The 24,275-nt window shown below is 70.9% G+C and carries 22 protein-coding genes and 1 pseudogene; 13 read left to right on the top strand and 10 right to left on the bottom strand.

Going from position 1 to position 24,275, the window contains the following annotated elements; all coding sequences use genetic code 11:
* Positions 1–330: 330 nt before the first annotated feature.
* On the bottom strand, positions 331–1,557 hold the full coding sequence (tyrS, locus tag E2169_RS11045) for a tyrosine--tRNA ligase (protein WP_132986665.1): 1,227 nt from the start codon (positions 1,555–1,557) through the stop codon (positions 331–333).
* A 198-nt stretch (positions 1,558–1,755) separates the two neighbouring features.
* Here tyrS and E2169_RS11040 point away from each other — a divergent pair, with 198 nt between their 5' ends.
* Both E2169_RS11040 and E2169_RS11035 read left to right on the top strand, forming a co-directional pair.
* Positions 1,756–3,252 (top strand): M23 family metallopeptidase, encoded by a 1,497-nt coding sequence (locus tag E2169_RS11040; RefSeq protein WP_132986649.1) that lies wholly within the window; start codon positions 1,756–1,758, stop codon positions 3,250–3,252.
* A 40-nt stretch (positions 3,253–3,292) separates the two neighbouring features.
* Positions 3,293–4,420 carry an anhydro-N-acetylmuramic acid kinase gene (locus E2169_RS11035; RefSeq protein WP_132986648.1) on the top strand — a complete coding sequence of 376 codons (1,128 nt, stop codon included), beginning with the start codon at positions 3,293–3,295 and terminating at the stop codon, positions 4,418–4,420.
* An 18-nt stretch (positions 4,421–4,438) separates the two neighbouring features.
* Here E2169_RS11035 and E2169_RS11030 read toward each other — a convergent pair whose 3' ends face one another.
* From E2169_RS11030 to E2169_RS11015, 4 genes are all read right to left on the bottom strand, one after another.
* Positions 4,439–6,289 carry a tetratricopeptide repeat-containing diguanylate cyclase gene (locus tag E2169_RS11030; RefSeq protein WP_165942402.1) on the bottom strand — a complete coding sequence of 617 codons (1,851 nt, stop codon included), beginning with the start codon at positions 6,287–6,289 and terminating at the stop codon, positions 4,439–4,441.
* Positions 6,290–6,513: 224 nt separating this feature from the next.
* Positions 6,514–6,801: a hypothetical protein gene (locus E2169_RS11025; RefSeq protein WP_188726172.1), complete on the bottom strand. Its 288-nt coding sequence runs from the start codon at positions 6,799–6,801 to the stop codon at positions 6,514–6,516.
* Positions 6,802–6,883: 82 nt separating this feature from the next.
* Positions 6,884–8,212 (bottom strand): AmpG family muropeptide MFS transporter, encoded by a 1,329-nt coding sequence (locus tag E2169_RS11020; protein WP_229659222.1) that lies wholly within the window; start codon positions 8,210–8,212, stop codon positions 6,884–6,886.
* A complete protein-coding gene (locus E2169_RS11015) occupies positions 8,209–9,036 on the bottom strand; it encodes an exodeoxyribonuclease III (RefSeq protein ID WP_132986646.1) in 828 nt (275 codons plus the stop codon). The genes E2169_RS11020 and E2169_RS11015 overlap by 4 nt, the downstream gene beginning before the upstream one ends.
* Positions 9,037–9,163: 127 nt before the next feature.
* Here E2169_RS11015 and pyrE point away from each other — a divergent pair, with 127 nt between their 5' ends.
* Positions 9,164–9,826, top strand: coding sequence for an orotate phosphoribosyltransferase (gene pyrE / locus E2169_RS11010; protein ID WP_132986645.1), 663 nt, complete (start codon positions 9,164–9,166; stop codon positions 9,824–9,826).
* A 26-nt stretch (positions 9,827–9,852) separates the two neighbouring features.
* Complete coding sequence (locus tag E2169_RS11005; RefSeq protein ID WP_132986644.1) at positions 9,853–10,482, top strand: hypothetical protein; 630 nt, start codon at positions 9,853–9,855, stop codon at positions 10,480–10,482.
* Positions 10,483–10,511: 29 nt separating this feature from the next.
* Here the strand turns inward: E2169_RS11005 and E2169_RS11000 are convergent, their stop codons facing one another.
* The 3 genes and pseudogenes from E2169_RS11000 to coaBC form a co-directional block, all read right to left on the bottom strand.
* A complete protein-coding gene (locus E2169_RS11000) occupies positions 10,512–12,878 on the bottom strand; it encodes a phosphomannomutase/phosphoglucomutase (protein ID WP_229659223.1) in 2,367 nt (788 codons plus the stop codon).
* Positions 12,879–12,891: 13 nt separating this feature from the next.
* Positions 12,892–13,371 carry a dUTP diphosphatase gene (dut, locus tag E2169_RS10995; protein ID WP_229659224.1) on the bottom strand — a complete coding sequence of 160 codons (480 nt, stop codon included), beginning with the start codon at positions 13,369–13,371 and terminating at the stop codon, positions 12,892–12,894.
* Positions 13,372–13,375: 4 nt separating this feature from the next.
* Positions 13,376–14,592, bottom strand: a pseudogene (gene coaBC / locus E2169_RS10990) (bifunctional phosphopantothenoylcysteine decarboxylase/phosphopantothenate--cysteine ligase CoaBC).
* 205 nt (positions 14,593–14,797) lie between these two features.
* Between coaBC and radC the strand changes: the two are divergent.
* The 7 genes from radC (at position 14,798) to E2169_RS10955 (ending at position 20,476) form a co-directional block, all read left to right on the top strand.
* Positions 14,798–15,472 (top strand): RadC family protein, encoded by a 675-nt coding sequence (radC, locus tag E2169_RS10985; protein WP_132986643.1) that lies wholly within the window; start codon positions 14,798–14,800, stop codon positions 15,470–15,472.
* A gap of 71 nt (positions 15,473–15,543) precedes the next feature.
* Positions 15,544–17,232, top strand: a complete 1,689-nt coding sequence (argS, locus tag E2169_RS10980) for an arginine--tRNA ligase (RefSeq protein ID WP_132986642.1) — start codon at positions 15,544–15,546, stop codon at positions 17,230–17,232.
* Positions 17,233–18,000 (top strand): SPOR domain-containing protein, encoded by a 768-nt coding sequence (locus E2169_RS10975; protein WP_132986641.1) that lies wholly within the window; start codon positions 17,233–17,235, stop codon positions 17,998–18,000.
* A 70-nt stretch (positions 18,001–18,070) separates the two neighbouring features.
* Positions 18,071–18,826 carry an SDR family NAD(P)-dependent oxidoreductase gene (locus E2169_RS10970; RefSeq protein WP_132986640.1) on the top strand — a complete coding sequence of 252 codons (756 nt, stop codon included), beginning with the start codon at positions 18,071–18,073 and terminating at the stop codon, positions 18,824–18,826.
* Positions 18,827–18,899: 73 nt separating this feature from the next.
* Positions 18,900–19,361 carry a DMT family transporter gene (locus E2169_RS10965; protein WP_132986639.1) on the top strand — a complete coding sequence of 154 codons (462 nt, stop codon included), beginning with the start codon at positions 18,900–18,902 and terminating at the stop codon, positions 19,359–19,361.
* Positions 19,362–19,483: 122 nt separating this feature from the next.
* On the top strand, positions 19,484–19,831 hold the full coding sequence (locus E2169_RS10960; protein WP_132986638.1) for a type II toxin-antitoxin system prevent-host-death family antitoxin: 348 nt from the start codon (positions 19,484–19,486) through the stop codon (positions 19,829–19,831).
* Between the two features lie 3 nt (positions 19,832–19,834).
* Positions 19,835–20,476, top strand: a complete 642-nt coding sequence (locus tag E2169_RS10955) for an ATPase (RefSeq protein WP_132986637.1) — start codon at positions 19,835–19,837, stop codon at positions 20,474–20,476.
* 145 nt (positions 20,477–20,621) lie between these two features.
* Here E2169_RS10955 and speA read toward each other — a convergent pair whose 3' ends face one another.
* Positions 20,622–22,511, bottom strand: a complete 1,890-nt coding sequence (gene speA / locus E2169_RS10950; protein WP_132986636.1) for an arginine decarboxylase — start codon at positions 22,509–22,511, stop codon at positions 20,622–20,624.
* 144 nt (positions 22,512–22,655) lie between these two features.
* Here speA and speE point away from each other — a divergent pair, with 144 nt between their 5' ends.
* Positions 22,656–23,504, top strand: a complete 849-nt coding sequence (gene speE / locus E2169_RS10945) for a polyamine aminopropyltransferase (protein ID WP_132986635.1) — start codon at positions 22,656–22,658, stop codon at positions 23,502–23,504.
* Between the two features lies 1 nt (position 23,505).
* On the opposite strand, the gene E2169_RS10940 is transcribed toward speE, so the two are convergent.
* Positions 23,506–23,844 carry a P-II family nitrogen regulator gene (locus E2169_RS10940; RefSeq protein ID WP_132986634.1) on the bottom strand — a complete coding sequence of 113 codons (339 nt, stop codon included), beginning with the start codon at positions 23,842–23,844 and terminating at the stop codon, positions 23,506–23,508.
* A gap of 143 nt (positions 23,845–23,987) precedes the next feature.
* On the opposite strand from E2169_RS10940, the gene ubiK reads away from it, so the two are divergent.
* Complete coding sequence (gene ubiK / locus E2169_RS10935) at positions 23,988–24,275, top strand: ubiquinone biosynthesis accessory factor UbiK (RefSeq protein WP_132986633.1); 288 nt, start codon at positions 23,988–23,990, stop codon at positions 24,273–24,275.

The raw sequence follows: 24,275 nt of genomic DNA, 5'->3' as shown, positions 1-24,275 counted from the left end.
GCGGCCGGGAGGCCTTCGCGGCTCATGTCCTCCGGCATCCGCCTGGCGGCGGATGCCTCCTCCTTGACTTCCCCGCGAAGGCCTCCCGGCCACGGCGGGGCTCGGCGTTGCTGCAGGTGCGCGGGGACACCGGCTTTGCTCCTGGGGCCACCGCGTATTGCTGCGCACCGGGTGCCAAGGCCCTTGAGAGCGAAGTCAAGGAGGAGGCGATGGCCGCAGGCCAGCGCCGGGGGACATGAGCACTCAAGGGCCTTGGCACCCGGCGCCCGAGAGTCGGGCGGTCGCAGCCATAGCTGCTCCTACGGGGGGCGATCCCGCTGGCCCGGGCGCTCAGCCGTTTGCCAGCAGCCGCACGCGCGCGAAGTTGCGCTTGCCGACCTGCAGGACGCCTTCGAAGCCGGGCTGGAACGTGGTGCCTGCATCCTCGATGACTTCGCCATCCACCTTCACCGCGCGCTCCTTGAGCTTGCGGTTGGCCTCGGAGTTCGACGGCGTGATGCCGGCCGCGGTCAGCAGCGCGGCGATGCGCAGGCCCTCCGCCGGCACCGCCACGTCCTGCAGCGGCAGCAGCGAGGTATCGCCCTGCCCCGTCACCGCCGCGTGCCAGCCGGCGATCGCGGTCTCGGCCGCCGCGGCATCGTGGAAGCGCGTGGCCAGTTCGCGCGCCAGGCGCAGCTTCACTTCGCGCGGGTTGAGCGTGCCCGCGGCGACGTCGGCCTTGAGCCTGGCCGCTTCCCCGATGCCGATGTCGAAGCTCAGCAGCTCGATCCAGTCCCAGGCCAGGTCGTCGCCGACCTTCATGGTCTTGTTGACGAAGTCGATCGCCGGATCGGTCACGCCGATGTAGTTGCCCAGCGACTTGGACATCTTGTTGACGCCGTCCAGGCCGACCAGCAGCGGCATGGTCAGCACCACCTGCGGCTTCTGCCCATGGTGCTCCTGCAGGCCGCGGCCCATCAGCAGGTTGAACTTCTGGTCGGTGCCGCCGCATTCGACGTCGGCCTCGAGCGCCACCGAGTCGTAGCCCTGCACCAGCGGGTAGAGGAACTCGTGGATCGCGATCGACTGCTGCGCCGCGTAGCGCTTGGCGAAGTCGTCTCGCTCGAGCATCCGCGCCACCGTGTGCTGGCCGGCGAGGCGGATCATGTCGGCGGCCGACATCTTTCCGAACCATTCGCTGTTGAAGCGGACCTCGGTCTTCGCGCGGTCCAGCACCTTGAACACCTGGTCCTGGTAGGTCTTCGCGTTGGCGAGCACGTCCTCCCGGCTGAGCGGCTTGCGGGTGGCGTTCTTGCCCGAGGGGTCGCCGATCATCCCGGTGAAGTCGCCGATCAGGAACACCACCGTGTGCCCGAGGTCCTGGAACTGCCGCAGCTTGTTGAGCAGGACCGTGTGCCCGAGGTGCAGGTCCGGCGCGGTGGGGTCGAAACCGGCCTTGACGCGCAGCGGACGGCCCGACGCCAGGCGCGCCTCGAGCTCATCGCGCTTCAGGATCTCGTCGGTGCCGCGGGCGATGAGGTCGATGGCGGCGGAGGCGGGGGCGGGCTGGGGGGAAATCTGGGACAAGGTCGGATCCTGTTGTGCGTCGCAGCAGAGCAAAAGCGTGACGCAGTGGGAAGTTATTGTTAGCGCGGAGTTAAAATATTACCTTGCGGAAACTCCATTGGCTTCAATCGTTTGACGCATGATCTTCGCGTGATTATGGTGGCCTCGTGACGTGCCCGTCACGCACGGGCCGGGGGTCCGATCCACACCATGACCACGCCTGAATCGCCCCATTCACCCGACGCGCAGCGCAGCAACCGCGTCCGGCTCGACAACCTGCGCGAACTCGAACGCCAGACCGCATCCACCCGGCACCAGGCCGATACCGACACGGGAACCACCGGCAACCGCCGCTGGTCGCGCCGGCAATGGGCCCATGCCAGCCTGGCGGCCACTGCGGGCGCGCTGCTGCTGGCCATCGTGCCCGGTTTCAATACCGCAGTCGACGTTCCGCACAGCAGCCGCCTGACCACCCTGTCGCTGTCGCTGCCCGCGCAGCCGGTGGTGGCCGAAGAGGCCCGGCAGGCCAGCGAATGGTTGCCGGTGGCAGTGGAGAAGGGCCAGACCCTGGGCGCGATCTTCGACGACCTGGGGATCCCGGCCGCCACCATGCACGCGCTGCTCAAGCAGCCCGGTGCGCGCGACGCCCTGACCCGCCTGCGCCCCGGCGCCCAGCTCGGCTTCGCCTTCGACCTGCCGGCCGCCGATGGCAAGCGGGGCGCCCTGCGCGCCCTGCGCTACGACCGCAACGAGACCGAGCGCGTGGAACTCGCGCTGGCCGGCGGCGCGGTCGTCGAGACGGTGATCGAACGCCCCATCGAGGTCCGTACCTCGGTGGTCAGCGGCGAGGTCGGCCGCTCGCTGTTCCACTCCGCGCGCAAGCTCGGCCTGTCGGGCTCCAGCATCAACAAGCTGACCGACGATATCTTCCAGTACGACATCGACTTCAACACCGATGTCGCCGCCAGCGACCGCTTCAGCGTGGTGGTCGAGCAGGTCTACCGCGAAGGCGAGCTGCTGCGCACCGGCGACGTGCTGGCCGCGGTGTTCACCGCCAAGGGCAAGCCCTTCACCGCCTTCCGCTTCGAGCACGACGGCAAGACCGCGTACTACAACGAAGAAGGCCGGCCGCTGAAGAAGAGCTTCATCCGCATGCCGATCCAGTACGCACGCCTGAGCTCGCGCTTCGGCTCGCGCCGGCACCCGGTGAGCGGCAACGTGCGCCAGCACAAGGGCGTGGACTACGCCGCGCGCACCGGCACCCCGATCATGGCCGCCGGCGACGCCCGCGTGCAGTTCAAGGGCTGGCGGGGCGGCTACGGCAACACCGTGATCCTCGACCACGGCCGCGGCTACACCACGCTGTACGCGCACATGTCCGGCTTCGGCAACATCCGCCAGGGCCAGCGCGTCAGCCAGGGCACGGTGATCGGCCGCGTCGGCAGCACCGGCCTGTCCACCGGCCCGCACCTGCACTACGAGTTCCGCATCAACGGCGTGCACCGCAACCCGCTGCAGCACACGATGCCCGAGCCCGAGCCGCTCAAGGGCACCGCGCTGATCGCGTTCAAGGCCCAGACCGGGCCGGCGCTGGCGCGCATCCGCACGGTCGAAGACGTCATCTACGCCCAGGTGCCGGCCGCGGACGACGACACGCGCGTCGCCGCCGCCGACCGCGACGCCGCCGTGACCCGCGGCCGGGGCTGACCGCCCTGCATCGCACCGGGCCATCCACGGGCTTGCGCGCATGGCTGCTCCGCAGCGCTTCCTGGGCCTGATCTCCGGCACCAGCGCCGACGGCATCGACGCCGCGCTGGTCGAGCTCGATGACGACAGCGCGGCGGCGCGGCCGCGGCTGCGCTTCGCCCGTACCTATGCCTGGGATCCCGCGCTGCGCGCACGACTGGTGGCGCTGGGCCAGCAGGACGCGCTGCTGTCGCTCGACGACGTGGGCGAGCTCGATACCAGCATTGGCCAGGCGTTCGCCGCTGCCGCCCTGCAGGCACTGCACGATGCCGGCGTCGACCGCGACGGGGTGGCCGCGATCGGCTCGCACGGGCAAACGCTGCGCCACCGCCCACACGGCGCCCTGCCCTTCACCCTGCAGCTCGGCTGCGCGGCCACGATCGCCGAGCGCACCGGCATCACCACGGTGGCCGACTTCCGGCGCCGCGACGTGGCCGCCGGTGGCCATGGCGCACCGCTGGTGCCGGCACTCCATGCGGCGCTGCTGCATTCGGCGGACGAGTCGCGCGCGGTGCTCAACCTCGGCGGCATCGCCAACCTGACCCTGCTGCCGGCCAGCGGCACCGTCCGCGGCTTCGACACCGGGCCCGCCAACGGCCTGATGGACGCCTGGTGCCTGCGCCACCGCGGCGAGGCCTACGACCGTGGCGGCGCGTTCGCCGCCAGCGGCCGCGTCGACGACGCGCTGCTCGCGCGGCTGCTGGCCGAGCCGTGGTTCGCGCTGCCACCGCCGAAGTCCACCGGACGCGACCAGTTCCACCTCGGCTGGCTGGAGGCACGCCTCGCCACGGGTGCCACAGATACCGCGGCGGCCGACGTCCAGACCACCCTGCTCGCACTGACCGTACGCAGCGTGGCCGACGCCCTGCACACGCAGCAGCCCGGCACCGCGCGCGTCATCGCCTGCGGCGGGGGCGTGCACAACGAAACGCTGATGGCGGCACTGGCCGCGGAGCTGCCGGACATGCGCGTGGAAACCACCGCGGCGCACGGGCTGGACCCGGACGCGATCGAAGCAATGGCGTTCGCGTGGCTCGCGCGCGAAACCCTGGCCGGGCGCCCCGGCAATCTCGCCAGCGTCACCGGCGCCGCGGGGCCGCGGATCCTCGGCGCGATCCACCGCGCCTGAGCGCAGGGCTCGCCGGCTTCACATCCCCTGGGTCACGGCTTCAGCGACCGGCGAGGCGGGGGCGCCAACCGGACCCGCGCCGGTGGCCGGCGATGCCATCACCCGGTCCTTGCCCTCGCGCTTGCCCTCGAACAAGGCCGTATCCGCCGCCTTGATGCAGTCGTCAAGCGGGGTACCCGGGCGATATTCGCTGTAGCCCAGGGTGAGCGTGATCGATACCGGAGTGCACTGCGGGCCGACCAGAACCGGCTCCGCCGACACCTGCTTGCGGAGCTTGTCCGCCAAACAGGCCGCGCCCACCGCGCGCGAAGCGGGCAACAGCAGCAGGAACTCCTCGCCGCCCCAGCGCGCGACCGAATCCTGCTTGCGCACCGCGTCGCGCAGCCTGCGCGCGACTTCGCGCAGCACGACGTCGCCGGCGTCATGGCCGTGGCGGTCGTTGATGGCCTTGAAGTCGTCGAGGTCCGCCATCACCAGGCAGAACGTGCCACCGCCGCGGTCGACCCGATGCACCTCGAGCTGCATCAGCTCCAGGAGATGGCGACGGTTCGGCAATCCCGTCAGGTGGTCGGTGCGCGCGGCGACCGACAGCTGACGCGAGCTGGAAATACCGATCCGCAACCGGCTCCACAACACCAGCAGCAGCCCGGTCGCGAGCACGGCAGCCAGGATGCCGAGCTGGCTCACCTGGCGCTGGCGCTGCAGCTGGAGCGCGGACACCTCGGCATCGCTGCGCAGGGATTCGATCTCGCGCGCCGCCTGGGCGCTGTCGAAACGGTCCTGCAGCGCGGCGATGGCGCTGCGCTGCTCGGCGTCGGCGGCGAGCGCGCCCAGGCGGCCATACTCGCGCTGCGCCGCCAGCGCGGCGCGATAGTCGCCGCGCGCTTCGGTGAGCAGGACACGCTGCGCGGCAACCTCTTTCTTCAGGTTGAAGGCGTCATCCGGGATCAGCGCTTCGACCTCGTCGAGCGTGGTCGCCGCCGCATCGCTGCGACCGAGGTGGGCCTGCGCCGATGCGATGCTGAGCAGTGAATTGAGGGTACCGAACAGGTCACCCAGCTTGCGGCGTGCCGCCAGCGATTCCGTGTGATGGGACAATGCGGCTTCCGGCTGGCCAAGGCGGTCCAGCGCGAGGCCGATGTTGCTGTCGGCGTACGCCACGCCGCGCTCGTTGCCCAACTCCGAGAAGAGCTCACGCGCGCGCTCGTTGTAGCTGCGCAGCAGCAGGTGTTCCCGGCGCGCGGCGGCGACGTCGCTCGCCTCCAGCGCCTTCAGCCCAACCTTGGCCGCGACCGAACCGAGGTTGAGCAGGGCTCCGGCGATTCCGGGTTCGAAGCCGGTCGCCTCGAAGCCGGCCAGCGAACGGCCGTGGTAGTCGCGCGCCAGTTCCAGTTCGCCGATGCTGTTGTAGAGGTTGCCGATGTTGCCGGCGGTCTTGGCCGATCCGATGGTGTCGGCAGCGCTGTCGCTGGCCTCCAGGGCGATCAGGGCGTGCTCGAGTGCCAGCTCGTAGGACTCCAGTTCCAGCAAGGCGACGCCGAGCCCCCGGTGCAGGAACGCGCGCTGCGCCGGCGTCCCGGTTTCAAGCAGCGCGATCGCCTGCCCGTAATCGCGAACGGCGTCATGGTTGCGTCCCAGGATGTGCAGATTGCTTGCGATGCCGCCAAGCAGCATGGCCTCGCCGGCGGGACACGGCGGCGACAGCGCGCGCGCCTCGACCAGCAGCGCCCGGCCGCGCGCGACACCCTGCTCCGGATCGGAGTCGCGGGCCTCGGCCACCACCAGCGCCTCGGCCTCGATGTCGGCGCACGACGCCCCCAGCGCCCCGGCGGACGCTACCGCCAGCACGCTCGTCGCGAGCGCGCGCATGCCGTGCCGCCGGACCCATGCCGGCGCGCGAGCGACCCTCTGCCTGACGATCCGCATTCGAGTTCCCCGGTGCGGCAATGCCGCCGGCACCTGCCGAAGCCAGGCCCGCTGCGCCATCCCCCTGCAGCCGAGTGTATCGGACCGGCCTGCTTCCGCCGCGCGTTCAGAAAGTGAATGGCCTGCGCGGGCGGACAGGCCCCGGGCCGACTGCTACCCGCGGGCAGCTAGCCGTCCCGCCCGGAGTCCCCGCTCCGCGGATCGGCATCCGCCGGCAGCTGGCCGATCAGCGAATACACCCCGTCAGGCACGCCCTCCAGCGCGGCGATCGCCGCCTGCAGCACGTCGGCCTCGGAGTTGTCGAAGCTGAGCTTGCCGTCGCCCTCCACCGCATACAGTCCCTGTTCCAGCAGGTGCAGCAGGGCGTGCGACAGCGCCCAGCCGCGGCGGTCGGCCGCGCGCTTGATGCGTTCGAGCAGCACTTCGTCGATGTCCTTCAGAACGATATCGGTCACGGCCGGCGTCCAATGGCTCACGATCGGGGCGATCCGTCATTGATACGACGACGCGGCCCCGGCGGCAAGCACCTGCCGCCGTTCATGCGCCGTCCCCAGCGGCCGCAGGGACCTCGTCATCGCCGCCGACGCGCACCCGCGGCTTGAGCCAGAAGAACAGCAGCACCGCCGGCACCGCCACCACCGCGGTGATCAGGAAGTAGGTGGCATAGCCGCCGGTGCTGGTCTCGACGATGGCCCCGGAGAAGAAGCCCAGCACCTTGCCCGGCAGCATGATCAGCGACGAGAACAGCGCGTACTGGGTGGCCGTGTAGCGCTGGTTGACCAGCGCCGACAGGTAGGCCACCGCCGTGGTGCCGAGGAAACCCTGGGCCAGGTTCTCGCCCGAGATCACCAGGGTCAGCAGGCCGATGTCGCCATTGGCGCCGATCAGGATGAGGTACAGCAGGTTGCTGGCCGCACCGAGGATGATCGCCGCCAGCAGCGGCCAGTGGATGCCCCAGCGCGCCACCGCCACGCCGCCGAGGAAGACGCCGGCGATGCCCACCCAGATGCCGTAGACCTTGGTCACCGCGGCGATCTCGGTCTTGCTGAAGCCCTGGTCGAGGTAGAAGGGGCCGATGATGCCGCCGACCAGGGCCTGGTCGGAGATCTTGATCGACAGGATGAACAGCAGCACCACCAGGCCGACGCCACCGCCGAAGCGGCGGAAGAAGTCGGCGAAGGGTTCGACCACGCCCTCGCGCAGGCCCGCTGCCCAGCCCGTGGTGCGCACGCGCATCACCTCGGGCTCGGTCGCCATCAGGCAGGCCACCAGCGGCACCAGCATGCAGGCCGCCATCAGCCGGTACACGTTGGGCCAGGCGGCGTGGTCGGCCAGCACCAGCGCCAGCGCGCCGGAGACGATCAGCGCGATCCGGTAGCCCAGCGAGTAGGTCGCCACCAGCGCGCCCTGCTCCGATGCCGGCGCGATCTCGACGCGGTAGGCGTCCACGGCGATGTCCAGCGTGGCGCCGGAGAACGCCACGAACAACGTCAGCGCAACGAACACGGTCAGCCGCTCGGGCGTCAGCGCCGACATCGCCAGCAGGCCGACCATCACGCAGGCCATCGCCAGCAGCAGCCAGCCGCGGCGCTGCCCGAAGCGGCCCAGCAGCGGCAGCCGCCAGCGGTCCACCAGCGGCGCCCAGACGAACTTGAAGGAGTACGCCATGCCCGCGCTCGCGATCATGGTGATTTCCCGGAGCTCGATCCCGCCTTCGCGCAGCCAGTACGCGAGCGTGCCGGCCACCAGCAGGAACGGCAGCCCCGAGGCGAAGCCGAAGAAGAACATCGTCCACGCCGAAGGCTGCGCGAACGCACGCCATGCCGAGGGCTTGCGCGGCGCGTCGGCGCCGGTCGCGGTGCTCACTCGCGGTAGTCCACGACCAGCGGCGCGTGGTCGGAAAAACGCGGCTCGCCGTGCACCGCACAGGCGTCCACGCGCCCCGCCAGCGCCGGGGTCACGAACTGGTAGTCGATGCGCCAGCCCACGTTCTTGGCGCGCGCGGCGCCGCGATTGCTCCACCAGGTGTATTCGTCGGCGACGTCCGGGCGCAGCACGCGCAGCGCGTCGCTCCAACCGTGCGTCGGCGCATCGCACAGTCCGTCGCCGCTGGCGTCGGCGATCATGCCGTTGAGCCAGGCGCGCTCGGGCGGCAGGCAGCCGGAGTTCTTCTGGTTGCCGGTCCAGTTCCGGATGTCGTTGCGCGAGCGCACGATATTCCAGTCGCCGCACAGCACGTAGTCGCGGCCGCTGGCCAGCCACCCGTCGAGGATGGGCTTGAGCCAGTCCATGACCTCGAACTTGAAGCCCTGGCGCAGGTCGCCCGACGAGCCGGACGGGATGTAGAACGAGACCACGCTGAGGTTGCCGAAGCGGGCTTCGATATAGCGGCCTTCCTCATCGAACGGCGCCCAGCCGAGCGCCGTGCGCACCTCGTCGGGCTCGCGGCGGCTGTAGATCGCCACGCCGCTGTAGCCTTTCTTGGTGGTCGCATCGCGGAACCAGGCCTTGTAACCCTCGGGCAGGTAGTCCGGATGCAGGCCGTCACCGCCTGCGGCGACGAGCTGGTGTTCCTGGGCCTTGGTTTCCTGGACGCAGAGGATGTCGGCGTCCTGGGCGCGGAACCAGTCGAAGAAGCCCTTGTTGGCGGCCGAACGGATGCCGTTGGCGTTGAAGCTGATGATGCGCATGGAATGCCGGTGCAATGATGGAAGCGGCGGGCACAGGCCCGCCGCGGTCCAAGGTTAGCGCACCGCCGGCCATGCTGCCGGCGGCTTGTTACCATGGCCGCCCCGCCGAGGCCGCCCAGCAAACGCCATGTCCGACCACCGCTCCCGGTTCCTGCAGCTGGCACTGGCGGCCGAGGCCCTGCGCTTCGGCGGGTTCACGCTGAAATCCGGCCGCACCAGCCCCTACTTCTTCAACGCCGGGCGCTTCGATTCCGGCGCCGCGCTCGTCGCGCTCGCCGCCTGCTATGCCGACGCCATCGACACCGCCGGGCTGGAGTTCGACCTGCTGTTCGGCCCCGCCTACAAAGGCATCCCGCTGGCCACCGCGCTGGCCTGCGAGTACGCCCGCCGCGGCCGCGACCTGCCGCTGGCCTACAACCGCAAGGAAGCCAAGGACCACGGCGAGGGCGGCACCCTGGTCGGCGCGGCGCTGGACGGAAAGCGCGTGCTGGTGGTCGACGACGTGCTCACCGCCGGCACCGCCGTGCGCGAGGCCCTGGGCCTGATCCGCGCCGGCGGCGGCATCCCGGCCGGCGTGGCGATCGCGCTGGACCGCCAGGAAGTCCTCGACGAGGGTTCCGGCGACCGCCGCTCGGCCGCAGCGCTGGTGGCCGCCAACGAAGGGGTGCCGGTGGTGGCCATTGCAGGGCTCGATGACCTGCTTGCGTTCACCGGTGAAAACGCGACACTGTCAGCCGAGCGCGAGCGCCTGCTCGCCTACCGCGCGCGCTACGGCAGCGCGGCCACCTGATTCGGCCGACCGGGGGGACGGATACGATGAAGACCATGCATTGCATTGCCGGCGTCATGCTTGTCGCGCTGCCGCTGGCGGTCGCGGCGCAGAAGGCGCCGACCGACAAGAAGCTCTACTGCTGGGACGACAACGGCGTCCAGGTCTGCGGCGATACGCTGCCCACCGACGCCCTCGATCGCGCCCGCACCGAGATCAGCGCTGCCAGCGGCAACCGTACCGGCGAGGTCCCGCGGGCGCTGACCGACGACGAGCGCACCGCAGCGGCGCTGGCCGCCCGCGCCGCGGCCGATGCCGAGCTGGCCGAGGCCGAGCGCCACCGCCGCGACCTGGCGATGGTCGAGTCCTACGCCACCGAGAGCGACCTGCGCCGCGCCTACGGCGAGCGCATCACCCTGGTGGAAGAGTCGCTGAAGACCTCCGAGCTGAGCCTCGCCAACCTGCGCCAGAGCCTGCTGTCGCTGCTGCGCCAGGCAGCCGAGCGCGAGCTGCTCGAGCAGCCGGTGGGCAAGGCGCTGGCCGAGGGCATCCGGTCGCAGCACGGTGACCTGCTGCGGCAGCAGGGGATCATGCAGCGGCAGCTGGCCGATCGGGCGTCGCTGGGAAGCGACCTCGACGGGGCGCTGGAGCGCTACCGGGGCATGAAGGGCGGTTAGGGAAACAGCGGGCGGGGGAAGGGTCGCGGTCAGAAGGGAAGCGGGAGGTCGGGATCGATCGCCAGCAGCTGCTCGCGGAACTCGCCGCGGATGCGGTCCAGGGCCTCTTCGCTGTCGGCGTCGAAGCGCAGCACCAGCACCGGGGTGGTGTTGGAGGCGCGCACCAGGCCCCAGCCGTCGGGGAAGTCCACGCGCAGGCCATCGATGGTCGAGGGACGCGCATTGCCCTCGAACGTCGCCCGCGCGACGAAGCGCTCGACGAAGGCATGCGGGTCGCCGCCGGGGGCGTCGACCTTGATCTCCGGCGTGGCGATGCCGGCCGGAAGCGCGGACAGGACCTCGCTGGGCGATTCGGGGCGCGAGGCCAGGATCTCCAGCAGGCGCGCGGCGGCGTAGATGCCGTCGTCGAAGCCGTACCAGCGCTCGCCGAAGAAGAAGTGGCCGCTCATTTCGCCGGCGAGCTCGGCTTCGGTTTCGCGCATCTTCGCCTTGATCAGCGAGTGCCCGGTCTTCCACATCAGCGGACTGCCACCGTGGCGCAGGATGTGGCCCTGCAGGCGCCCGGTGCACTTCACGTCGTACACGATCACCGCGCCCGGGTTGCGCTCGAGCACGTCGGCGGAGAACAGCATCAGCAGGCGGTCGGGGAAGATGTTCTCGCCGTCCCTCGTGACCACGCCCAGGCGGTCGCCGTCGCCGTCGAAGGCGATGCCCAGGTCGGCGTCGAAGCGCTTCACCATCTCGATCAGGTCGACGAGGTTGTGCGGCTCGCTCGGGTCCGGATGGTGGTTTGGGAAGGTGCCGTCGATCTCGCAGAACAGCCGCTCGACGGTGGCGCCGATGGCCTCGAGCACGCGCGGGCCGATTTCGCCGGCGACGCCGTTGCCCGCGTCCACCACGACCTTCAGCGGGCGGTCGACCTGGACGTCGGAGGCGATGCGCTCGACGTAGTCGTCGGCGATGTCGCGTTCGGTCACGCCGCCCGGCGCGGGCGCGGTGTGCAGGCGGTCCTCGGCGATGCGCGCGTACAGGTCGGTGACCGCGGCGCCCGAGAGGGTCTCGCCGCCGACCACGATCTTGAAGCCGTTGTAGTCGGGCGGGTTGTGGCTGCCGGTCACCGACACGCAGCAGCCGGTACGCAGGTGGTAGGCGCCGAAGTACACCACCGGCGTGGGCACCATGCCGATGTCGATGACGTCGCGCCCGGCCTTGCGCAGGCCGGTGGTGAGGCCGGCCACCATGTCGGGGCCGGACAGGCGGCCGTCGCGGCCGATCACGATGTCTTTCAGGCCCTGCTCGTGCATCAGCGAGCCGATGGCGTGGCCGATCAGCTCGGCAACGCCGACGTCCAGCGACTGGCCGACGATGCCGCGGATGTCGTAGGCGCGGAAGATGCCGGGATCGATCGCCACCGGCACCTTGACGGCGGCCACTGCGCGCACCGGCGCGGCCGCGACCTCGCTGGCCTCACCGGCCTCACCGGCCTCACCGGCCTCACCGGCCCCGTCGACCCCGTCCCCGGGCTCCAGCTCCAGCGCCTGTTCCAGCGTGGGCGCGTCACCCGTGTCCTCGTGTTCCGGCCTGCCGACGATCGACGGCAGGCGTGAAAGCAGGTAGCCGAGCAGCAGCAGGATCGCGGCCACCACGAACGACGGCACCGCCCCCAGTCCGAACAGCGCCGCCGGTCGCGGCGGCAGGCCGGCGGCCACGCGCAGGCCGGTGCCGGGCACGGGCACCGCCATGCGTTCGGCCGACACGGCGTACTTCGCATCGCCGCGCTCGGCCAGCGTGAAACCGTCCTGGCGCAGCGCGAGATAGGTCGAACCCGGCACGTCGACGGTGTCCAGGCCCGAGGTCGCGCGCGCAAGCGGCAGGCGCACGTAGGCGACCCCGACGACGGCATCGTCGACGCGTGCGGGCGCCGCCAGGGCCAGTCGTGGACCGCCTCCGTCGCGCACCACGCCCAGCACCGGCTTGCCCTCGGTGATCGCGGCTTCGGCGACGGCGATGCGGCCGTAGCCGGCCTCGGCGACCGTGTCGTAGGCCTCGGCCAGGTCGACGTCGTGGATCGCGGCATGCTCGATGTTCGGCCAGTCCCGGCCCAGCGCCTCGGCCGCGGCGTCGAAGTCCCCGGCGGCCAGCGCCTCGCGCACCGGCGCCGAGTCCACGCGTTCACCCATCCGCTCCAGCTCGTTGCCCAGCGAACGCGCGACCGACTGCACCAGCGCGTCGCGGTTGATGGACAGCTGGTCGCGGCGCGTGCCGTCCTGGATCTGCCGCCAGCCGGTCCAGGCCAGCCACAGCGCCAGCAGCACCGCCGCTGCGCCAAGCAGCATCAGCCAGGGCCGTCCGTGCACCATGAGCTGCCGGGTCTTGTTCGAAGCCTTCAGATCCATCCGGTGTCTCCCCTCAGCGCGTGCCGGTGTGGCCAAAGCCACCCGTGCCCCGCGCGCTTTGTTCGAAAGTATCCACTACCCGCAGCCCCGCGCGCACGACCGGTGCCAGCACCAGCTGCGCGATGCGGTCGCCGGGCTGCACGATGTAGGTCGCGCGCGAGCGGTTCCAGAGGCTCACCATCAGCGGGCCCTGGTAATCGGCATCGATCAGGCCGGTGCCGTTGCCCAGCACCAGCCCGTGGCGGTGGCCGAGTCCCGAGCGCGGCAGCACCATCGCGCACAGGCCGGGATCGGCGATGTGGATGGCGATACCGCTGGGCACCAGCGCGGTGTCGCCGCCGGCGAGCTCCAGCGGCGCGTCGATCGCCGCGCGCAGGTCGAGGCCGGCGCTGCCGTCGGTGGCATAGGCCGGCAGCGGCCATTCGCCGCCGATGCGCGGATCGAGGATCTTCAGGTCGAGCGTGTGCTGCATGGGCGGCGGGCGTCCTGGCATGGGTTCATCGCAGCTGCGCGGCGACGAGGTCGAGCAGCGCGTCGGCGAGCTCGGTCTTTGGCGCCGGGCCGAGCACCTGCCTGTCGTCGGCGCTGAAGACGTGGAGGGTGTTGTCGTCGGCTTCGAAACCGCTGCCGGCAATGCCGACCCGGTTGGCGGCGATCATGTCGATGCGCTTGCGCTGCAGTTTTTCGCGGGCGTTGGCGTCGAGGTCGCCGGTCTCGGCGGCGAAGCCGACGACCAGGCGCGGCCGCAGTGCGTGCGAGGCGACGTCGGCGAGGATGTCGGCGGTGCGCACCAGCTCCAGCACCAGGCCCTCACTGCCCGGCCGCTTCTTGATCTTGCCTTCGGCCACGGTGGCCGGAGTGAAGTCGGCGACCGCGGCGGCACCGATATAGATGTCCGCCGGAAGCGCGGCAAGCACGGCGGCGTGCATCTGCGCGGCCGAGCGCACGTCGCGGCGGTCGACGCCCGCCGGCGTCTCCAGCGCCACCGGCCCGGCGACCAGCACCGTCTCCGCGCCGCGGCGCGCGGCGGCGGCGGCAATCGCGAAACCCGTCTTGCCGCTGCTGCGGTTGCCGATGAAACGCACCGGGTCGATGTCTTCGAAGGTCGGGCCTGCGCTGACCAGCACGCGCAGGCCGGCGAGTGCGTCGCGGCTCATGCGTTCGCGGCCGCCAGCGCGGCGACGATGTCCAGCGGCTCGGCCATGCGTCCCGGGCCGGATTCGCCCTCGGCCAGCGGGCCATCCACGGGGCCGACCACCAGCGCGCCGCGTTCGCGCAGCAGCGCCATGTTGGCCTGCGTCGCGGGGTGCAGCCACATGCGGTGGTTCATCGCCGGCGCCAGCGCCAGCGGTGCCGTGGTGGCCAGGCACAGGGTGGTGACCAGGTTGTCGGCCAAGCCGTTCGCGAGCTTGGCCAGGGTGTTGGCCGTGGCCGGCGCGACCAGCACCCGGGTCGCCCAGCGCGCGAGTTCGATGTGGCCCATCGCGGCCTCGGCGGCGGGATCCCAGAGCGACGTGCGCACGGCCTGGCCCGACAGCGCCTGGAAGGTGGTGGCACCGACGAAGTGCGCCGCGCCCTCGGTCATCGCCACCGTCACCTGCGCACCGGCGTCGCGCAGGCGACGCACCAGGTCGGCCGACTTGTACGCGGCGATGCCGCCGCACACGCACAGCAGGATGCGCTCGCCTTCGAGTTGGCTGTCCGTCTTGGCCATGCGCGATCGGAGTGTCCTGACCCGGCAGGGGTCGGACAGCTTACCCGAACGGCCATGCTCCCCCGGCGGCGGCGCGCCCGTCGATCGCATGCAATGGCCCCACGTCGGCTGCCGGCGCAGGCGCCCCCTTCCGACCCGCCTCGCGGTTCCACCCCTGCCGCGATGCGTCGGCGGCCGACGACCATCCACTCCGAGGCACACGCCCATGCACATCCGCGACTGGCCCAGCGGCGAACGTCCGCGCGAAAAACTGCTCGCCCGCGGCGCCGCGGTGCTGTCGGACGCGGAGCTGCTTGCGCTGTTCCTCGGCTCCGGCGTGCGCGGGCTGGACGCGGTCGCCACCGCGCGCCGCCTGCTGGCCGACCACGGCCCGCTGCGGCGCCTGCTCGACCGCCCCGCCACCGAGCTGGTAAAGCTGCCGGGCCTCGGCCCGGCCAGCGCCTGCCAGCTGACCGCCGCGCTGGAGCTCGCCAGCCGCCACCTGGCCGCAGGGCTGGAGCGCGGCGAGGCCCTGACCGATCCCCACGCCGCCGGCCGCTACTTCGCCCAGCGCCTGCGGGGGCATCCCAGCGAGGTATTCGCCGCGCTCTTCCTGGATACCCGCCACCGCGCCCTGGCCTTCGAGGAACTGTTCCGCGGCACCGTCGACGGCGCCGAGGTGCATCCGCGCGAGGTCGTGCGCCGTGCGCTGGGGCACAACGCGGCGGCGGTCATCGTCGGCCACAACCATCCCAGCGGCAGCAGCGAACCCAGCGCCGCCGACCGCGCGGTCACCGCCCGGCTGAAGCAGGCCCTGCACCTGGTCGACGTGCGCCTGCTCGACCACTTCGTGATCGGCGACGGCGCGCCGGTGTCGCTGGCCGCCCGCGGCTGGGTGTGAGGCCCGCCATCACCGGGCGGGGCACGCGCCTCGCGTACAATGTGCGGCCGTACGTTCCTGCCCCGATCCCTGTGAAATCCACGCTCAAGGCCCTGGTCGATCAGGGCATCGCCTCCCTCCGCGAACAAGGCACCCTGCCCGCCGACCTGGCCACGCCCGATTTCGTGATCGAGCGGCCCAAGGAGCGCGCGCATGGCGACTTCTCCAGCAACGCCGCGATGCTGCTGGCCAAACCCGCGCGCAGCAACCCGCGTGCGATCGCGCAGGCGCTCGCCGCCGCCATCCCGCTCGGCGGCGACATCGCCGCGGTCGAGATCGCGGGTCCGGGCTTCCTCAACGTCCGCCTCTCGCCGGCGGCATGGCAGCGCCAGCTCCGCGAAGTGCACGCGCAGGGCCAGGCCTACGGCCGCAACGCCAGCGGCGGCGGGCGCGTGGCCGGCGTCGAGTACGTCTCCGCCAACCCCACCGGTCCGCTGCACGTCGGCCACGGCCGCGCCGCGATGATCGGCGACTGCATCGCGCGCGTGCTCGACGCCAACGGCTGGGACGTGAAACGCGAGTACTACTACAACGACGCCGGCGTGCAGATCGAAAACCTGGCGAAGTCGGTGCAGGCGCGCGCGCGCGGCATCCGCCCCGACGACGACGGCTGGCCCGAAGACGGCTACCGCGGCGACTACATCGCCGACGTGGCCCGCGCCTTCCTCGATGGCGCCAGCATCGACGTCGAAGGCCATGTGATCCAGGGCACCGGCGACGCCGAGGACATCGACGCCATCCGCCGCTTCGCCGTGGCGTACCTGCGCAACGAGCAGAACGGCGACCTCGCCGCCTTTGGCATCGGTTTCGACGTGTATTACCTGGAATCGTCGCTGTATGCCGACGGCAAGGTCGAGGACACCGTGCGCCAGCTGGTCGAGGGCGGCCACGCCTACGAGGCAGGCGGCGCGCTGTGGCTGCGCACCACGGACTTCGGCGACGACAAGGACCGCGTGATGCGCAAGTCCGACGGCACGTATACCTACTTCGTGCCCGACGTCGCCTACCACCTGTCGAAGTGGGAGCGCGGCTACGAGCGCGCGATCACCGAGCTCGGTGCCGACCACCACGGCTCGCTGGCGCGTGTGAAGGCCGGCCTGCAGGCGCTCGGCAAGGGCATTCCGCAGGGCTACCCCGAATACGTGCTGCACCAGATGGTCACCGTGATGCGCGGCGGCGAAGAGGTGAAGCTCAGCAAGCGCGCAGGCAGCTACCTGACCCTGCGCGACCTGGTTGACGAAGCCGGCCGCGACGCCACGCGCTGGTTCCTGGTCGCGCGCAAGCCCGACTCGCAGCTGGTATTCGACATCGACCTGGCGCGCAGCCAGTCGCTCGACAACCCGGTCTACTACGTGCAGCTCTCGCACGCGCGCATCTGCGGCCTGCTGCGGCAGATGGGCGAGCGCGGCCTGGCCTTCGACCTCGACAACGGCCTGGCGCAGCCCCTGGACCTGGACAGCGCCGCCACGCTCGAGCTGGTGACGTCGATCAGCCGCTGGCCCGAGCTGCTGGCCACGGCCGGACAGCTGCTGGAGCCGCACCTGGTGGCGCAGTACCTGCTGGAACTGGCACAGGCCTTCCAGTCGTATTACAACGACCATCAGTTCCTGGTCGATGAATCAGACGTCCGCGACGGCCGCCTGGCGCTCGCGCTGGCGACGCGCCAGGTACTGGCAAACGGACTTGGCGTATTGGGCGTACAGGCCCCGGAGGCGATGTAAGTGGCAGTCAAGCGTGGCAAGTCCCAGGCCCGGCGCAACAGCGGCAGCAGCGCGCCGCTGCCCGGCTGGGCGTGGATGGTCATCGGCGTCCTGCTGACGATCCTGGTGGTGATGGCGGCGCCAAAGCTGTTCAAGTCCGATGGCGAACCCGGCTTCTTCCGCCCGACGCCCAACCCCGACGCGCGCCCGGCCGCCGCCAGCACTGCGGGCGAGGAAAGCGTGGCGGAAGACGCGCCGGCTCCGGCGCGCCCGGCCAGCGCCGCGGGCAGCGAGACGCCGCCCGGGACCCGCTACGAGTTCTACGACCTGCTTCCGGGCCAGGAAGTGGCGATGACCGATGCCGAACTGGCAGCCAGCGCGCGCGCCGAGCAGGAGCGCCAGCGCGAGCTGCTGGACCGCGAGCGCGCGGCACAGCAGCAGGAGCGCGACGCCGACGCCGCGGACCTGGCCGGCACCGCCACGCCCGCGACCGCACCGACGACCACGCAGCCGGCGCCCGCGCGCCCGGCACCGGCCACTGCGCCGGCCGCCGACGGCGCCCGCTACATCCTCCAGGCCGGCTCCTTCGCCAGCAACAGCGATGCCGAAGCGCTCAAGGCGCGCATCGCCATGCTTGGCCTGGTCGCCCGCGTGGAGCGGGCCGAGATCGAGGGCCGCACCATGCATCGCGTGCGCATGGGCCCCTACGGCACCGCGTCCGAGCTGGCCGAGGCCAAGCAGAAGCTCGGCAACGGCGGCCTCGAAGCGCTGGCGATCCGGGCGCGCTGAGCGCCCGCGGCCGGAGCGACGCGATGCGCGCCGTGCCGGCCCCATCGCCGCCCGGCGTAGAATCCGGCGCATGAAAACCCTGCTCGTCACCGGCGCCACCGCCGGCTTCGGCGCCGCGATCGTCGAACGCTTCGTGACCTCCGGCTGGCGCGCCGTCGCCACCGGACGCCGCCAGGACCGGCTCGATGCCCTGGCCGCGCGTCTGGGGCCGGACCGCGTGCACACCGCCTGCTTCGACATCCGCGACGCCGACGCCATGGCCGCCGCGCTCGATGCGATTCCCGAGCCCTTCCGCGGCATCGACCTCCTGGTCAACAACGCCGGGCTCGCGCTCGGCACCGCCCCCGCGCCGGCCAGCGACCTTGCGCAGTGGCGGCAGATGATCGACACCAACGTCACCGCCCTGGTGACCATGACCCACCGCCTGCTGCCGACGCTGATCGCGCGCCGCGGTGCGGTCGTCAACATCGGCTCCATCGCCGGCCTGTATCCCTATCCCGGCGGCAACGTCTACGGCGCGACCAAGGCCTTCGTCGAGCAGTTCTCGCTCAACCTGCGTTCGGACCTGCACGGCACCGGCGTGCGCGTGAGCGTGATCGAGCCCGGCCTGGCGGAGACAGAGTTCACGCTGGTGCGCACCGGTGGCGACCGGCCCGCATCGGACGCGCTGTATGCCGGCACGCAGCCGATCACCGCCGCCGACATCGCCGAATCCACCTGGTGGATCGCCACCCTGCCGCCGCACCTCAACATCAACCGCCTGGAAGTGATGCCGGTGAGCCAGTCGCTCGCGGGGCTGCAGATCCATCGGGAGCCGGCGTCGTGAGCCCCGCCACGCACTGCCGCCGCGGGCGACCGGCCGCGGTTGGCGTGTGCGCCACGCCCGGGAGCCGGCCGCGGTGAACCCCTGGCTGGCCATGCTCGCGATCGTGGCGATCGGCGCCATGCTGCCGCTGCAGGGGCTGGTCAACGCACGCCTGGCCACCGCGCTGCACGGGCCGGTGATGGCGGCCTTCGTGTCCTTCCTGGTCGGCAGCGTGATGCTGGGTACGTGGCTGCTGGTTGCGCGCACGCCGTTCGGCGCCACGCCCGACGCGCGCTTCCCCGCGTGGATCTGGATCGGTGGCGTTCTGGGCGCGGTCTACGTGGCGGTGTTCACCCTGCTGATCCCGCGCGTGGGCGCCGCCGCCGCGATCTGCCTGGCGGTGTTCGGGCAAGTCGTGGCGTCGATGCTGCTCGACCACTACGGCGTGCTGCAGGCGCAACGGCCGGCGGACTGGACGCGGGTGACGGGCGCGATCCTCGTACTGCTCGGCGTGCTCCTGGTCGCCGCCCCCTGGAAAGCCCCGCCGCCGCTGTAGGAGCGGCCACAGCCGCGACAACCCTCCTGCTGGCGCCGTGATGGCCGCCACAGAGCCAAGGCCATTCAGGCAAATATGGTCCAAAAGGCTATATTGGACCTGCTTTCCACCGGAGCACCACCATGCCAGCCCCCCATCAGGCCGACGCCTTGGAAGACCTGCCCCGCACCCCGGCCTCGGACGTCAAGAAGCTGGGCTGGCGCGGCGTGATGAAGGTCGTCGCCCGCCAAGGCAAGGTCGTGGTGACCAACCACAACGAGCCCGAGGCGGTGATCCTGCCGGTAGCGGAGTACCACCGCCTGATGCATGGCGCGAACGCACGCGACGAAGCCGCACTGGACACCCTGCGCCGCAGGTTCGACGAGCGCCTGAAGTCGCTGGATACGCCGGAAGCGAACGACAAGCTGCGCGCCATCCTGCGCAAGCCCCTCAAGCTCGACGGCAAGGTGATCGCCGGCGAAGGCTTCTAGGCCATGCCGCGCCCCTTGATCTACGTCCTGGCCGGCGTCAACGGCGCCGGCAAGAGTTCTCTGGGCGGGCGTGCACTGACGCAGGCGGGACTGGACTGGTTCAACCCTGATGCCTATGCCCGCGAATGGGCAACCCTCACCGGCTGCGCACTGGCCGAAGCCAACGGGATCGCGTGGTGCGAGGGCGTGCGCCGCCTGGACGACGCCGCTGCCCGGGGTCGCGACTACGCCTTCGAAACCACGCTGGGAGGCAACTCCATCGCCGCGAGACTGCGCGCCGCCGTTGCGACACACGACATCGCGATGTGGTTCTGCGGGCTGGACTCGCCCGAGCACCACATCGCCCGCGTGCGGCTGCGCGTGGCCGGCGGCGGCCACGACATACCCGCGGCAAAAATCCGCGAGCGCCACGTCTCGTCCCTCGCCAACCTGATCGCGCTGCTGCCGCACCTGTCGCAGCTGCAGGTGTACGACAACGGCGCGGATGCCGAGCCGGGAGCGCCCGTCCCGAACCCGCGCCTGTTGCTGCAAATGGAAGACCGTCGACTCGCCTGGCCGACCGATGCGGAAACGCTCGGCCGCACTCCCGGCTGGGCGAAGCCGGTGCTCGAAGCAGCGCTGATGCTTGCCGACCCGCGGGCCTGAGGCCGGCACCGGCGTACTGCCGCACATGCAGTTGGAAGTACACGACGCCCCTCCCAGTCAGCTGCGCCCGGATCAAGGGCTTTGACGGGCTTCGCGAGTGTCCGGAATGCGACGGCGTTAGTCCGAAAGCCCGGAAGACCGCCACTCAGTCCAGCGGCGAGTCGTCCAGGTAGGTATAGCCGGTCAGCCCGGCCTCGAGCGCATCGCGCAATCGAGCTGATTCTTCGGCGGGCAGGTTCGCCGCCGCCACCTTGGCGTCGTAGGTCGCACGCAGGTCGTCCAGCGCGTAGCCGACGTAATCGAGCATCACGTCGGTGGTATCGCCACGGCGCTGCTGGGTGATGGCATAGCCGTCGCCGTCGACCTTCACCTCGACCGCATCGGTGTCGCCGAACAGGTTGTGGATGTCGCCCAGGATCTCCTGGTAGGCGCCGACCAGGAAGAAGCCAAGGCGGTAGCTCTCGCCGGCGCGCAGTTCATGGAGTGGCAGTGACGTGTCCAGGTCCTCGTTCTCGACGTAGGTGTCGATCTTGCCGTCGGAGTCGCAGGTCAGGTCGGCGATGGTGCCGCGGCGCGTGGGCGCCTCGTCCAGGCGCTCGATCGGCACGATCGGGAACACCTGGTCGATCGCCCAGACGTCGGGCATCGACTCGAACACGCTGAAGTTGACGAAGTACTTGTCGACCAGGCGCTCGTTGAGCTCGTCGAGCACGGTGCGGTGGCTTTTCTCGTCGTAGGTCAGCCGCGCCTTCACCGCGTGGGCGATGGCATAGAACAGGTCGTCGATGCGCGCGCGGTGCACCAGGTCGAGCTGGCCGAGCGCGTACAGGCTCAGGCCCTCGGCATGGTGGTGCTGGGCCTCGTGGAACAGCTCCACCGCCGGGCGCTCGTCGAGTTCGGACTGGATCTCGCGCAGGTGGCGGATCACCGCGGGCTCGTCGTCGTGCTCGTCGGGCACGCGGCCCTCGGGCGCGGCCTCGACCTCGGAGACGTTGGCCACCAGCACCGCGTGGTGCGCGGTCATCGCGCGCCCGCATTCGGTGACGATGCGCGGCTGCCGCAGGCCGGCCTCGGCGCAGGCGTCGGCCAGCGGCTGCACGATGTTGGACGCGTACTGCGCCATGCCGTAGTTGACCGAGTTGTAGCTGCGCGAGCGCGTGCCCTCGTAGTCGATGCCCAGGCCGCCGCCGACGTCGACGTAGTCGATCGACGCGCCCAGCTGCGACAGCTCGACGAAGTAGCGCGTGGCCTCGCGCATGCCGCGCGCGATGTCGCGCACGTTGGAAATCTGCGAGCCCATGTGGAAGTGCAGCAGCTTCAGCGCACCGCCCATGCCGGAGTCGCGCAGCGACTTCCACAGGTCCAGCAGCTGCCGCGGGCTGAGGCCGAACTTGGCCTTGTCGCCGCCGGAGTTCTGCCACTTGCCCGCGCCCAGCGAGGCCAGGCGCATGCGCACACCGAGCACGGGCTCGACGCCCAGCGCCTTCGACTCTTCCATCACCAGCTTCAGCTCGGAGGGCTTCTCGACCACGATGAAGACGTTCATGCCGAGCTTGCGGCCGATCAGGGCCAGGCGGATGTATTCGCGGTCCTTGTAGCCGTTGCAGATCACCAGGCCACCCGGGCGCGACAGCGCCAGCACCGCCATCAGCTCCGGCTTGCTGCCGGCCTCGAGGCCGAAGCCTTCGCCGGCGTGCGAGGCCAGCGTCCCGGCCACGCCGCGGTGCTGGTTGACCTTGATCGGGTAGACCGCGGTGTAGCCGCCTTCGTACTCCCAGTCCGCCTGCGCCTGCGCGAACGCCGACTGCAGCGCGCCCAGGCGGTCGCCCAGCACGTCGGGGAAGCGCACCAGCATCGGCAGGTGTGCGCCCTGCTCCCGCGCGCGGTCCACGACCTCGGGCAGGGCGATCGACGGGCCGCCGGCGCCGCGCGGGCGCACGACAACGCGGCCGGCGTCATCGACGTCGAAATAGCCCGAGGACCAGTGCGGGATGGAATAGGTCTTGCGGGCGTGGTCGATGGACCAGGCGGTCATGGGCGGGAATCCGTCGGCATGGGGGAGGCGGACATTCTAAGCCGCCGTGGCGCCGCGGGCCGTGGACACCTGCCGCGTCACTGGCGCGGCGTGGGGGTCCGCTACAATCCGCGGCCTTCCCCTTCCGCATCCCGGACTCCGCCCATGAGCGCCCCGCACTGGCTCTACGAGAACTTCGACCCTTCCGGCTCCGCCATCGGCTACCGCGTGAGCGCCAAGCTCGACGAGGTGCAGTCGCCGTTCCAGAAGATCGAGATCTACGAATCGACCGACTGGGGCAACGTCATGCTGATCGACGGCGCGATGATGGTCACCGCGCGCGACAACTTCCTCTACCACGAGATGATGACGCACCCGGCGCTGTTCACCCACGCCGATCCGAAGCAGGTGGTGATCATCGGCGGTGGCGACTGCGGCACGCTGCGCGAGGTGCTGCGCCACCCGGGCGTGGCGAAGGCCGTGCAGTGCGACATCGACGAGCAGGTCACGCGCATGGCGGAGAAGTATTTCCCCGAGCTGTGCGAGTCCAACGGCGACCCGCGCGCCGAGATCCTGTTCGACGACGGCATCGCCTACATGGCGAACTGCGCGCCGGGCAGCCTGGACGTGGTGATCGTGGATTCGACCGACCCGATCGGCCCGGCCGAGGGGCTGTTCAACAAGAGCTTCTTCGAGAGCTGCTTCCGCGCGCTCAAGGACGACGGCATCCTGGTGCAGCAGTCGGAGTCCCCATTGGTGCTTCTGGAACTGATCCAGGCCATGCGCGCCGAGATGGGCAAGGCCGGCTTCGACAGCTTCCAGACCCTGCCGTTCCCGCAGCCCTGCTATCCGAGCGGCTGGTGGAGCTGCACGCTGGCGCGCAAGGGCGGCCGTGGCTTCGGCTTCCGCGAGGACGACGCGCGCGCGAAGGCGTTCGCGACGAAGTACTACAGCGTCGACATCCACAAGGCGGCGCAGGTGCTGCCTCCGTTCGTGGCCGAGGCTCTGGGCTGACCTACAGCGCGTCGACGTCGAGCTCGCCGGTGCGGATGCGCACCGCGCGCTCGAGGTCGTAGACGAAGACCTTGCCGTCGCCGATCTTGCCGGTGGACGCGGCCTTCAGGATCGCTTCGGTGACCAGCTCCGCCTGGTCGTCGGTCACCGCGACCTCCAGCTTGATCTTGGGCAGGAAGTCGATGACGTATTCGGCGCCGCGGTAGAGCTCGGTGTGGCCCTTCTGGCGGCCGAAGCCCTTCACCTCGGTCACGGTGATGCCGGCCACGCCGGCCTCCGAGAGCGCTTCGCGCACGTCGTCGAGCTTGAACGGCTTGATGATCGCCATGATCATCTTCATCACGCAGCCTCCGCTTGCAGTGCGCGCAGCATAACGCGGCCCGGCACGGGCGACGGGCTTTTCCCACCCGCATGCGCGCGCCGGGCCGATGGCGCGCCGCGCGCGCGGCGGGCACGCTGACTGCCACACCGGAGGACACCCCCATGATCGACCTCGGCCACATCGACGACCTCGCCCGCCGCCTCAGCAGCCTGGTGCCCCCCGGCCTGCGCGAGGGCCGCGAGGAGCTGCAGGAAAACTTCAAGTCCGTGCTCCAGGCCGGGCTGTCGCGCCTGGACCTGGTGACCCGCGAGGAGTTCGACGTCCAGCGCGCGGTGCTGCTGCGCACCCGCGAGAAGCTGGAGGCGCTGCAGGCGCAGGTCGCGCAGCTCGAGGCGCAGCTTGCCGGCGGCAGCCCTGCGCCGCCGGCGGCGCCGCAACAGCCGCACTGA

The sequence above is a fragment of the Luteimonas terricola genome (assembly GCF_004352845.1).
Taxonomy (GTDB): Bacteria; Pseudomonadota; Gammaproteobacteria; order Xanthomonadales; family Xanthomonadaceae; genus Luteimonas; species Luteimonas terricola.
The sequence above is the reverse complement of the archived record's forward strand: the minus strand, read 5'-3'. Positions and strand labels throughout refer to the sequence as shown.